At 71.2% G+C, this 11,569-nt stretch carries 11 protein-coding genes and 1 pseudogene; 8 read left to right on the top strand and 4 right to left on the bottom strand.

Annotated features, from left to right (window positions below; all coding sequences use genetic code 11):
• The first annotated feature begins 60 nt into the window (after window positions 1-60).
• The 4 genes from AB0D59_RS18940 (at window position 61) to AB0D59_RS18925 (ending at window position 4,434) form a co-directional block, all read left to right on the top strand.
• Window positions 61-876: a Tat pathway signal sequence domain protein gene (locus AB0D59_RS18940; protein ID WP_362566201.1), complete on the top strand. Its 816-nt coding sequence runs from the start codon at window positions 61-63 to the stop codon at window positions 874-876.
• Between the two features lie 75 nt (window positions 877-951).
• On the top strand, window positions 952-2,268 hold the full coding sequence (locus tag AB0D59_RS18935) for a copper amine oxidase (RefSeq protein ID WP_362566198.1): 1,317 nt from the start codon (window positions 952-954) through the stop codon (window positions 2,266-2,268).
• Window positions 2,269-2,370: 102 nt separating this feature from the next.
• On the top strand, window positions 2,371-3,612 hold the full coding sequence (locus AB0D59_RS18930; protein WP_362566195.1) for an SAV2148 family HEPN domain-containing protein: 1,242 nt from the start codon (window positions 2,371-2,373) through the stop codon (window positions 3,610-3,612).
• A 102-nt stretch (window positions 3,613-3,714) separates the two neighbouring features.
• A complete protein-coding gene (locus AB0D59_RS18925; RefSeq protein WP_362566192.1) occupies window positions 3,715-4,434 on the top strand; it encodes a 3'-5' exonuclease in 720 nt (239 codons plus the stop codon).
• A 123-nt stretch (window positions 4,435-4,557) separates the two neighbouring features.
• Here AB0D59_RS18925 and AB0D59_RS18920 read toward each other — a convergent pair whose 3' ends face one another.
• The gene (locus AB0D59_RS18920) at window positions 4,558-5,421 is read right to left on the bottom strand and encodes an aminoglycoside phosphotransferase family protein (RefSeq protein WP_362566189.1); all 864 of its coding nucleotides are present in this window, start codon (window positions 5,419-5,421) and stop codon (window positions 4,558-4,560) included.
• A gap of 199 nt (window positions 5,422-5,620) precedes the next feature.
• Between AB0D59_RS18920 and AB0D59_RS18915 the strand changes: the two genes are divergently transcribed.
• From AB0D59_RS18915 to AB0D59_RS18905, 3 genes are read left to right on the top strand one after another with little or no spacing between them, the layout of a single operon-like run.
• The gene (locus AB0D59_RS18915; RefSeq protein ID WP_362566624.1) at window positions 5,621-6,535 is read left to right on the top strand and encodes a sugar ABC transporter permease; all 915 of its coding nucleotides are present in this window, start codon (window positions 5,621-5,623) and stop codon (window positions 6,533-6,535) included.
• Window positions 6,532-7,365, top strand: coding sequence for a carbohydrate ABC transporter permease (locus AB0D59_RS18910; RefSeq protein WP_362566186.1), 834 nt, complete (start codon window positions 6,532-6,534; stop codon window positions 7,363-7,365). The genes AB0D59_RS18915 and AB0D59_RS18910 overlap by 4 nt, the downstream gene beginning before the upstream one ends.
• On the top strand, window positions 7,365-8,645 hold the full coding sequence (locus tag AB0D59_RS18905) for a sugar ABC transporter substrate-binding protein (protein WP_362566183.1): 1,281 nt from the start codon (window positions 7,365-7,367) through the stop codon (window positions 8,643-8,645). Before AB0D59_RS18910 ends, AB0D59_RS18905 begins: the two co-directional genes overlap by 1 nt.
• Window positions 8,646-8,724: 79 nt before the next feature.
• Here the strand turns inward: AB0D59_RS18905 and AB0D59_RS18900 are convergent, their stop codons facing one another.
• Together AB0D59_RS18900 and AB0D59_RS18895 are read right to left on the bottom strand one after the other, a co-directional pair.
• Window positions 8,725-8,889 (bottom strand): hypothetical protein, encoded by a 165-nt coding sequence (locus AB0D59_RS18900; protein ID WP_362566621.1) that lies wholly within the window; start codon window positions 8,887-8,889, stop codon window positions 8,725-8,727.
• A 61-nt stretch (window positions 8,890-8,950) separates the two neighbouring features.
• Window positions 8,951-9,853: pseudogene (locus tag AB0D59_RS18895) on the bottom strand (MMPL family transporter); the annotation flags it as partial.
• Window positions 9,854-10,171: 318 nt separating this feature from the next.
• Between AB0D59_RS18895 and AB0D59_RS18890 the strand changes: the two are divergent.
• Window positions 10,172-10,723: a DUF1697 domain-containing protein gene (locus AB0D59_RS18890; RefSeq protein ID WP_362566181.1), complete on the top strand. Its 552-nt coding sequence runs from the start codon at window positions 10,172-10,174 to the stop codon at window positions 10,721-10,723.
• On the opposite strand, the gene AB0D59_RS18885 is transcribed toward AB0D59_RS18890, so the two are convergent.
• A complete protein-coding gene (locus AB0D59_RS18885; RefSeq protein ID WP_362566178.1) occupies window positions 10,704-11,558 on the bottom strand; it encodes a transglutaminase domain-containing protein in 855 nt (284 codons plus the stop codon). The two genes, AB0D59_RS18890 and AB0D59_RS18885, sit on opposite strands and share 20 nt — an antisense overlap.
• Between the last annotated feature and the right edge of the window lie 11 nt (window positions 11,559-11,569).

The following is an 11,569-nucleotide window of genomic DNA, read 5'->3' as shown; positions in this document are numbered from 1 at the left end:
GTGCCGAACCAGTGGGGCAAACACGTACTCCCTGTGACCAAGGGGGAGTAGGGGGAAGATGTGCGCAAGATAGTGCACCGCCATCTGGGCAAAGTGGTGGCCGGTGCGGGCCTGGCGGTTGCGGGGACCGCCGTGATGGTCGGGATCACCCTGCCGGGTACGGCCGGGGCGGACGACTCGGGAGGGAGCGACGGGACCGGCACGGCCGCCGCGCGGCAGGCGGGACAGGGCACGGACGCCGTCAAGCCGGGCGTGGTGGAACAGGCGCCGGCCGAGGGGAAGAAGGGTACGGGCAGTGACCCGCTGACCGACGACGAGACCAAGCGCGTCGAACAACTCGCTCTGACCAAGCAGATGTTCAACGCCGGGGAGAACGTCGAGGGCCGGCGCGGCCCGCAGCGGATCAGCGTCGACCTCGCCGAGCCGAACGCGAACGAACTGGACGCCACGAACGCGCCACGGCGCGCGGACGTGACGTTCTACGACTACCGGGACGACAGCCTCGTCACCCGGACCGTCAACCTCGACACCGGCAAGGTCGAGCAGACCACCACCCGGCAGGGCGTCCAGCCGCCGCTCAGCCACGACGAGAACGTCGAGGCGCTCCAGCTGCTCGTCGGCGACCCGCTCGGCGCCGGCCTGAAGGCGGACTTCAAGGACGCCACAGGCGAGGACCTCACCTCCCCGGAGCAGCAGCTGCTGCTCAACAGCGCGGTCTACCGCGCCACTGAGGGCGCCCAGCCGGCCGCGCTCGACAAGTGCGGCGAACACCGCTGTGTGCGGCTCTTCCCGAAGGTCAAGAACGGGCCCTGGATCGACGCCCGTTCCCTGATCGTCGACCTGAGCGCACGCAAGGTCGTCAAGCTCGGCCGCTGAGCCGCCGGTTCCGTTCGCCTTTCCCGAACTCCTTCTCCTTTTCGACTGCATCTCCGCACGAGGAGTCACTTCGTCATGCACCCGAACAGAATCCGCCGCGTCCGCCGGACGGCCGCCGTGGGCCTGTCCGTGGCCGCGCTGGCCGCCGGCGCGACCACCGCGGCCGGACCCGCCGCCGCCCAGCCGGGGCGGGCCGCCGCGGCCGCTCCCGACTGCTCCGCCGCCTACCGGATCGAGCAGAAGCTCTCCACCGGCACCACCTGGAGGATGTGCTGGCGCTACGACAGCAAGGCCGGGCTGGTCCTGGAGCACATCTCCTACCAGCCCAAGGGCGAGTCGGCCCCCATCAAGGTGCTCTCCAGCGCCCGCCTGGGCCAGATCGACGTCCCCTACGACGACGGCAGCGTCGAGTACGACGACCTGACCGGCTTCGGCTTCGCCCAGGGCCTGATGCCGCTCGCCGCGGCCGAATGCCCCGGCGGCGCCATCAAGACCGTCAAGGTCCCCGACGCCTGGGACCCGGCCCACCCGAACGTCAACGGCCTGTGCACCACCACCCGTTCACGCGGCCACGCCTACCGGATGCAGGCCGACACCGGCAACCGGGTGTACCAGCAGCAGGGCAAGGACCTGCTGGTCTACACCGTCAACAAGGTCGGCTGGTATGAGTACATGACCGAGTGGCGGTTCCAGGACGACGGCACGATCAACATGAACGTCGGCGCCACCGGCAGCCTCTCCCCGGGCGACTACGACGCCGGCGACGGCCGCGGCTGGCCCATCGGCAAGGGCGCTCACGCCTACGCCACCAGCCACGCCCACAACGTGTTCTGGAAGCTGGACTTCGACCTCGACGGCTCCTCCAAGAGCCGTATCGAACAGTACGACTCGGCGGTCAGCGCACCGGCGCACGGCCAGCAGGCGCCCACCAACAAGACCACCCGCACCAACGTCACCAAGGAACTCGCCGGTGACTCCAAGAACATGCGCTGGTGGCGGGTGGTCAGCACGGCCGGCAAGAACAAGGACGGGCACGCCCGTTCGTACGAGATCGTCCAGGCCGCCAGTAACAAGTACCCGGGCCACGCGTTCACCTCGCACGATGTCTACTTCACCCAGTACGACAAGTGCGAGCTGTTCGCCAGCAACAATCCGGCGTGCGCGAACGGTCACCCCAAGACCGTCGACAAGTGGGTGAACGGGCAGACCCTCACCAACCCCGTGGTCTGGGTGAACGTCGGCTTCCACCACATCGCGCGTGACGAGGACCAGCAGCCCATGCCGGTCCACTGGCAGGGCTTCTCCATCGCCCCGCGCGACGTCACCGCTATGAATCCGCTCACTCCGGCCGCCCTCGCTGATCAGAACGGACAGCCCGGAAACGGTAGTTGAGAAACGACCTGTCCATCCTGCTGCACCGCCGACCGCTCCCGGAGTACCCTTCCTTGATCGTTGGCACAGGGAGAGCTCGGGGGAGCGGAAGGCGGTGCACGGGTGGGCTCGGGAGGCCTGGAGCTGCCCCCTGGTGACGAGGGTCACGAGGGGAACTCCACAGACGTCCCGCCCGGCGCGGTGTCCCTGGCCCGGCCGATGGACGCCTCGGGCTCCATCGGTCCGGAGCTGGACTGGGACGCCGACGCCTGGCTGGAGGTGCGTACGCGCGCCCAGCGGGCCGGCCGTGCCTACATCTGGCTGAACCTCGTCGAACAGCGGCTGCGGGCGGTCGTGGCCGCCGTGCTGCGCCCCATCTATGAACCCGTCCACGGCGACGAGTGGGTGGTCGCCGCGGCCGGTCCCGCCGGGCAGGAATGGGTCCAGCGGGCCGTCGCGGTCCGCGAAGTCAGCCGCCGCAAGGGCTACTTGCTGGACCCGGCCGACGACAACGTGATCAGCTTCCTGACGCTGCCGCAGCTGCGCGAGCTGATGGTGCAGCACTGGCCCTGCTTCGAGCCGTACTTCGACGAACGCCGGGACGTCGAACTCGCCCTCGACGAGCTGGAGGTGACCCGCAACGTCGTCTCCCGCAACCGTGCGCTCTCCGAGGCCGTCCTCAACCAGGCCGAACGGGCCTCCGCCCGGCTCCTGGAGATGCTCGGCACCGGCGGCGACGTGCCCTCCGCGCGCCGGCTGCCGGTGGACGCGGTGGAGGACCTGGTGGGCGACCGCTACGCGGACGTCGTCGCCGTCCACCCCGACCGGGTCCGGCTCATGCGCCAGTTCCCGGCCGAGGACCTCTTCGGCGGCGCCCGTCGGCTGGACGCCATCGGCATCGGCCTCAACCTGCTCGTGCAGAACTTCTCCGGCCGCCGCCTGGTCCGGCTCGCCGAGACCGGCTGCCGGGTCCGGCTGCTCTTCCTCAACCCCGCCTCCAGTGCGATCAAGCGCCGCGAGCGCGAACTCGGGATGAAACGGGGCGAACTCTCCCGTTCGGTCGAGATGAACATCCTCCACATGCGCCGGGTCCGCTCCCGGCTGCGCGACCCGGGCGCCTTCGAGATCCAGGTGTACGACGACACCCCCCGTTTCTCCGCCTACCTGGTCGACGGCGACGGCGCCGACGGTGTCGCGATCGTCCAGTCCTATCTGCGCGGGGCGCGGGGCATGGAGTCGCCGGTGCTGGTGCTGCGCAACGGCGACAAGGTGGTCAAGTCGGACGACGTCCTGGAACCGGGACTCTTCCCGACATACCGCGAGGAGTTCGAAATGGCTTGGGCGGATTCGCGCCCTGTGTCCTGAGGCGGGCGCGACGGCAAGCGGAACGCGGTCCTCTGATTGTCAGTGGCGCATGCGAGGGTGGAGACCACTGGGGGAAAGCACCACCAAGAAGGGGGACCGCCCATGGGCTGGCACCAAGAGCTCCTGATCGGCTTCGATCTGGAGACGACGGGTACGGATCCGCGCGAGGCGCGCATCGTCACGGGCGCCGTGATCGAGGTCAGGGCCGGGCAGGAGCTGGGCCGCCGCGAGTGGCTGGCGGATCCGGGCGTGGAGATCCCGGCCGACGCGGTGGCCGTGCACGGCATCAGCAACGAGCGGGCGGCGGCCGAGGGCCGCCCCGCCGACCAGGTCGCCGACGCCCTCGCGGACGTCCTCACCGGGTACTGGAAGACGGGCGTCCCGGTCGTCGCCTACAACGCGACCTTCGACCTCACCCTGCTGGCGGCAGAACTGCGCCGGCACGGCCTGCCGTCGCTCTCCGACCGCCTCGGCGGTCTCGACCCCGCACCGGTCATCGACCCGTACACCATCGACCGCTGGGTCGACCGCTACCGCCGCGGCAAGCGCAACCTCGAAGCGGTCTGCGCCGAGTACGGCATCACCCTCGCCGCCGCCCACAACGCGTCGGCCGACGCCGTGGCCGCGGCCCGCCTGGCCGGGGCCATAGCCGACCGCCACCCGAAGATCGCGGCCCTGGGGCCGGCGGAGCTGCACCGGCGCCAGGTGGAGTGGTACGCGGAGTGGGCTGCCGACTTCCAGAGCTTTCTGCGCCGCAAGGGAGAGGCCGACGCGGTGGTGGACGGGGCGTGGCCGCTGCGGGAGCTGGCCGAAGCGGTCTGAGCGCTCAGCCGGCAGTGCCGCGATGGCCCGTCGTCCGTCCGCGGCGCCGTCGTGGCTGGCCGCGCCCAGGCGGCGGTAGCCGTACATCCCACACAGCCCCGCGCCCCTTCGGGGCGCTGCGGCTCAGAAGGGGTACCAGCGCACCGACTCGTCCCCGTCCCGCAGCGACGCCACCCGCCGCTCGAACTCCGCGAGCGCCTTCGGATTGCTCGGCGCGTGCTGCGCGACCCACGCACAACTGGCCGTCTCCCGGGCGCCGCGCAGCACCGAGCACCCCTCCCACTCCCGCACATCCCACCCATAGGCCTCGACGAACGAGTCGTAGGCCCCGGCCGGCAAGCCGTACCGGTCCCGGGAGAGCGCCATGACCACCAGGTCGTGCTCGCGCAGGTCGGACGAGAAGGTCTCCAGGTCGACCAGGACCGGTCCGTCCGGACCGACGTGCACGTTGCGGGGCAGCGCGTCCCCGTGGATCGGTCCCGGAGCCAACCGTGGCGTCAGCGCGGCCGCGGCCGCCGCGAAGCCGTCCCGGCGCTCGCGCAGATACACCGCGTCGGCGGGGTCGATCGCGTCGCCGGCGAGCCGCAGCCAGCGCTCCACACCGCCCAGCAGCTCGCGGGGCGGCAACGCGAAGGGAGGAGCGGGCAGTGCGTGCACGATCAGCAGCAGTTCGGCCAGATCGCGCGGCTCGGCCGGCCGTACCGGATCCGCCAGCCGGTGCCACACGGTCACCGGGTGGCCGTCCACGAGCCGCGCCTTCGGCTCGGCGGCCCGGACGGCCGGGACGCCCGCCTCCGCCAGCCACCCGGCGATCTCCAGCTCACGCCGGGCCCGGTCAAGGAGTTCGGCGTCCCGGCCCACCTTGACCACCAGGTCCCCGGCGGCGAACACCGCGTTCTCGCCCAGGGCGAGGAGCGGGGCGTCAGCCGCCGCGCCGGGCAGCACACCCGCCGCGGCCAGTACGTCCCGCGCCCTGACCTCGTCCATCGTCCGCCTCCGTGTCCGTTCCCGGTGCTCGCGCGTCCCCGCGGCTGTGCGGGTGCACACGGCGCCCGCTTCTCGCCATCCGCCGGCCAGTCTCGCATCCACGGAGGTCGCGGCGTGTGCGCGGTGCCTTGACGAGACAACCTGCCTTCACGACCATGACCAGGCCCGACCGGGCCGCGCAAAGGGGGATGACGTGGCATTGGCGACGAACGTGGCCACCGTGCGGCGACCGGCCGCCGCGCGCCTGACCGGCCACGGCGCCTGGTTCCTGGTCCTGCCCGCCCTGATCCCGATCCTCGTCCTGAGCGTCGGCCCGCTGCTCTACGGGATCCTGCTGGCGTTCACCGACGCCCAGTCCGGCCGGACCGCGGCCACCCGGTGGATCGGCGGCCTCAACTTCCAGGACCTCCTGCACGACACGCTCTTCTGGGAGTCGTTCCGGATCGGCCTGGTCTGGGCCGTCGGGGTGACCGTGCCCCAGTTCCTGCTCGCCCTCGGCCTGGCCCTCCTCCTCAACCAGGAGTTGCGGCTGCGCTGGCTGGCCCGCGCGCTGGCCATCGTGCCCTGGGCGATGCCGGAGGTCGTCGTCGGCATCATTTGGCGTCTGGTATACAACCCGGACGCCGGCATCCTCAACGAGACCCTGCGCGACCTCGGCCTCGGCGACGGCCGGGACTGGCTGAGCGGCCTCGGCAGCGCCCTGCCCGCCGTGATCGTCGTCGGCGTCTGGGCCGGACTGCCGCAGACCACGGTCGCCCTGCTCGCCGGGCTGCAGAACACCCCGCGCGAACTGCACGAGGCGGCGGCCGTGGACGGCGCCGGCGCCTGGCGCCGCTTCCGCACGGTCACCTGGCCCGCCCTCAGACCCGTCGCCCTGGCCATCACCGCGCTCAACCTCATCTGGAACTTCAACTCCTTCGCCCTGGTCTACGTCCTGACCAACGGCGGCCCCGGCGGCAAGACCCGGCTGCCGATGCTCTTCGCCTACGAAGAAGCCTTCCGCTACGGCCAGTTCGGGTACGCGGCGGCGATGGGCTGTGTGATGGTCGCGGTGATCGCGGTGCTGCTGGCCGTCTTCCTGGCGGGCCGGCTGCGGGGAGGCGAGGACGCGTGAAGACCCGCACCGGCGCCCGCGTCGCCCAGTACGCCGCCCTGCTCGGCTACCTCGTCTTCCTCGCCTTCCCGCTGCTGTGGCTGCTCTCCACGGCCTTCAAGTCGCCCACCGAGCTGGGCAGTCTGCACCCCACCTGGATACCCCGGAACCCGACCCTGGCCAACTTCCGGCAGGCCTTCGACGAACAGCCGCTGCTGCGCGCCGGCCTCAACTCCCTGCTCGCCGCGCTCGGCGCCGCGCTGATCGCCGTCCTGCTCGCGACCCCGATGGCGTACGTCATGGCCCGGCGGCGCGGGGCGCTGGCCCGCGCGGCCACCGGATGGGTGGTGGTCAGCCAGGCCTTCCCGTTCGTGCTGGTGATCATCCCGCTGTTCCTGGTGCTGAAGAACCTGCGGCTGATCGACTCCCTGTTCGGGCTGGTGATGGTGTACGTGGTGTGGGCGCTGCCGTTCGCGCTGTGGATGCTCGTCGGCTATGTCCGGGCGGTCCCCGTCGAACTGGAGGAGGCGGCGGCCGTGGACGGGGCCGGGCGGCTGCGGACGCTGGTGTCGGTGACGGCACCGCTGCTGGCTCCCGGGATCGTGGCGACCGGGCTGTTCGCCTTCGTCACCGCGTGGAACGAGTTCTTCTTCGCGCTGGTGCTGCTGAAGACACCGGAGAAACAGACCCTGCCGGTCGTCCTCACCCACTTCATCGGCGCGGAGGGCGTGGCCGACCTCGGACCCCTCGCCGCGGCCGCCTTCCTGGCCACGCTGCCCTCGCTGGTCGTCTTCGCGCTCGTCCAGCGGCGGATCACGGGCGGGATGCTCACCGGGGCGGTGAAGAGCTGATGCGGACCAGGGCCACCACGGCACTCGTCGTCCTGCTTCTCCTGCTCGCCGGCTGCTCGGCCGGCGGGAAGGCGGACGGCGGTCCGATCACCCTCCGTTTCCAGTCCCTGGCCTGGCAGGAGGACTCGATCGCCGCCAACAAGGAGCTGGTGAAGGAGTGGAACGCCACCCACTCGGACGTCAGGGTCGAGTACGTGCAGGGCAGTTGGGACAGTGTCCACGACCAGTTGCTCACCTCCTTCGAGGGCGGTGAGGCCCCGGACATCATCCACGACGCCTCCGACGACCTCGCCGACTTCGCCTACGGCGGCTACCTCGCCGACCTGACCGGGCTGCTGCCTGCCCGGCTCAAGTCCGAGATACCGCAGCGGAGTTGGAACGCGGCGACCTTCGGTGACGGCATCTACGGCGTGCCGTTCCTCCAGGAGCCGCGGGTGCTGATCGCCAACACCACCTGGCTCGCGAAGGCGGGAGTGCGCATACCGACGCCCGCACAGCCCTGGAGCTGGGAGGAGTTCAGGCAGGTCACCAAAGAGCTCAGCGGCGACGGCAAGTACGGCGTCGCCTGGCCGCTCAAGGAGCCCGTCTCCGCCACGCTCAACCTCTCCCTCTCGGCGGGCGGACAGCTCTTCCACCGGGGCGCGGACGGCAAGGTGACCGTGCGTTTCGAGGCCCCCGACCAGGTCGTGCCCCGCACCGTCCACGACCAGGTCGACGTCGACCACAGCGCACCCGGCTCCACGCTGGGCAGCGGCGGCTCGGACACCCTGCCGGGCTTCTTCGGAGGCAAGTACGCGATGGTCCCGCTCGGCTTCTCCTACCGGCAGCAGATCGTCCAGCAGGCGCCGAAGGGCTTCGACTGGGAGGTGCTGCCCGCCCCGGCCGGCGCCGACGGGCTCGCCCAGGGCGTCAGCCCGCAGACGCTGTCCGTCGCCGAGGACAGTCACCACAAGAAGGAGGCGGCCGAGTTCATCGACTTCCTGCTCCGGCCGAAGAACATGGTCCGGCTCGCCCTCGGCGACTGGATGCTGCCCACCGGCACCCAGGCCCTGCAGGATCCGGCCCTGCACACCGCCGAGTACGGCTGGGCCACCGGCACCGCCCTGGCCGGCCACCTCAGCCCGGCCCCCGCCCAGACGGTCCGCGGCTACCCCGAGTGGAAGGACAAGGTGGCCACCCCCGCCCTCCAGTCGTACTACAGCGGCGCCATCGGCCTCGACGAACTCCGCCACCGCCTGGAGCAGGACGGCAACCTGGTCCTGGCCCGCTACCAGCGCTGAGCACCTGTAGGCGGCGAACAGGGCCCGTTGGCTCCCACGGAATCCAACGGGCCCTGTGTCAGAGGGCGTTACCCGGTACCTAGACCGGCAGCCGGTCCTGCTCGCCCCTGGTCACCGGCGGCGGCAGCACGCCCCGGATGACCGTCGCGTCGATGAGGACCGCGGCCGCCAGGCCCACGCCCATCTGCCTCATGGACTGCATGGACAGCGTCCCGAAGATCGCGAACACGGCGACCATGATCACGGCGGCGCTGGTGACGACCCCGGCCGTGGTGACCACCCCGTGCTGGATCGCGTCCCTGGTGCAGGGAGAGCAGCGCGGGCAGGACGGTCACCGAGCCGACCATGGCGACCGCGACGACCATCAGGGAGGCCAGGCCCATCGCCTCGAACTCGGCGAGGCCGGTTAACAGCATGCCCGCCATCGCCACGCAGACCGTGACACCGGAGACGATGACGGCCCGGCCACTGGTGACGGCGGCGATCCGCAGCGCCGCGCCCGCGTCCCGGCCGGCCTCCCGTTCCTCGCGCTCCCGGCGCAGGTAGAACAGGCAGTAGTCGACGCCGACGGCCATGCCGACCAGCAGCATCACGGAGTTGGCGGTGTCACTCATCGGCTGCAGATGGCTGACCAGGCCCATCGTCGCCATGATCGCGGTGATCGCCAGGCCGACCGGCAGCAGCGCGGCCACCAGCGCGCCGAAGGCGATCAGCAGGATGCCGAAGGCGACCGGCACGGCGGAGTACTCGGCCCGTCTGAAGTCCTTGCCGAAGGCGTCGCCGTACTGCTTGTCCATGCTGGCGCCGCCGATCTCCGCGATCCGCAGCGTGCCGTGCGCCTGCTGCGCCCCGGCCACCGCGTCCAGCACCGGCTCGACCCGGTCGGCGGCGGTCTCCGCGTCACCGCGCATGTCGAACTGGACCAGTGCGCTGCGGCCGTCCTTCGAGATCGTCCCGGTGGTGTACGGCGAGGTGATGCCCGTGACCTTGCCGGTGCCGTCGACCGCCTTGACGACGTCCGCGACGGCGGACCTGAACCCGGCGTCCGTGGCCTTGACCGACGGGTCCTCGGACTGGATCAGGACCGTCTCGGCGGCCGGCTCCTTGATCCCCGCGTCGTCGATGATCTTCGCTGCGATGTGCGTCTCGCCCTTGAGCTGGTCGCTCTCGGCGACGTCGACCCGGCCGGCCGCCGAGCCGAGTCCCATCGCCAGGACGACGAACAGTACCCATATGCCGACGGCGGCCCAGCGGTGCCGGTGAAGTGCGGCGGCCGGCTCTCATCGCCTGGGAGGATGTCAGGCCCTTACATCTATCGACCCATCTCGGGGGTGATGATCAGGGGTGTCCCTTCCGACGACGGGGATCCGCTTTGTGATTACAGAACCTTGTTGAACAAGTCACAGGTGCGTGTAGGAGTTGATCCGGGGCGGTCCGATCGGCCAGAGTTTCGGGCAGTCCGGCACGCCCGGCACGGCCGTCGTGCCCACCCCCACGGGGCACGACGGCCGTTCTAAGGTGTTCGAATGACGATGTATGCGGCACTGCTGCGCGGGATCAACGTGGGCGGCAGGAAGAAGCTCCCGATGGCCGAGCTGCGGGCGCTCATGACCGGCCTGGGGCACGAGTCCGTGGTGACCTACCTCCAGAGCGGGCAGGCCGTCTTCGCCACCGCCCATGGGGACGCCGAGTCGCTGGCTGCGGAGCTGACCGAGGCGATCGAGGAACGGTTCGGCTTCTCCGTCGACGTGCTCGTCCGCGACCACGCCTACCTGACGGCGATCGCCGAGGCCTGTCCGTTCCCGGCCGCCGAGCTGGAGGCCAGGCAGCTGCACGTCACCTACTTCTCCGCGCCGGTCACCCCGGAGCGGTTTGCGGGCCTGGACCCCGCCGCCCACCTCCCCGAGGATTTCCGGCTGGGCGACCGCGCGCTGTACCTGTACGCCCCGGACGGCCTCGGCCGCTCCAAGCTGGCGGAGGCGCTGTCCCGGCCGCGGATCAACAAGGGGCTGATCGCCACCACCCGGAACTGGAACACGGTCGTCAAGCTGGTGGAGCTCACCGCCCCGCAAGCGTGACCGTCCGCGGGCCGAGGAAGGGCGCCAGCGACACGATCTCGCGCGGTACGGCGAGCCGCGCGTCCTCGGCCAGGCGGCGCAGCCCGTCGGGGTCGTCCGCGGCGGCCACGGTGTCGAGCAGCGCCAGGTCGTCCGGCGTGAGTTGACGGTCCGCCGGACCGGCCAGGCCCCAGCCGTCCCAGGGCAGCGGTTCGGTGCCGTGCCGGGCGGCGAGGTCCAGGACCACGCTGTTGCGCACGAGCCACAGGCCCCGCAGCCCGGGATCGGCCCACACCCCGAACGTCCCGGGGTCGGCGGCACCTGTGCGGCAGGCCCGCCAGGCCTGCCCCGCCACCACGAACCGGTCCCTGGGCACGTCCAGCGGATCGAAGGGCACGTCGTAGAAATCGGCGGACACCTGTGCGTCGGCGAGCCGCCAACCGCCGTCCGCCCCCTGGTACTCGGTCACCCAGTGGTCGTCGTGGAAGCCCTCGACGAAGTAGGTGCCGTACCCGCCCCGGACGCGCGCCGGGGTCCCGGTCGCCCGCAGCAGCGAGCACAGCAGCAGGGAGTAGTCCCGGCAGGTGCCGACGAACCGCTGGTCGTAGGAGCGTCGCTCGGTCAGCGGAGCGTCCTTGCGCTCGCGCAGGACGCGCAGGATCTCGCGGACGTAGCGGGACTCACCGTCGTGGTGCAGCCGCTCCCGCGGGATCTCGTATCCGAGCCGTTCGCCCTCCAGCCGGTGGACGACGAGCCCGCGCACGATCCGGGTCAGCTCACGCGGGTCACGGGGCAGGTCGCCGGCGTCGAGGCCGCCGGGATCGCTGTACGGCGTCTGCTTCAGGTAGCTGTTCATGCCGGGACCCT

Origin of the sequence: Streptomyces sp. NPDC048417, from assembly GCF_040651615.1 — a bacterium.
GTDB lineage: Bacteria > Actinomycetota > Actinomycetes > Streptomycetales > Streptomycetaceae > Streptomyces.
This window is presented reverse-complemented; position numbering and strand designations above follow the sequence as displayed.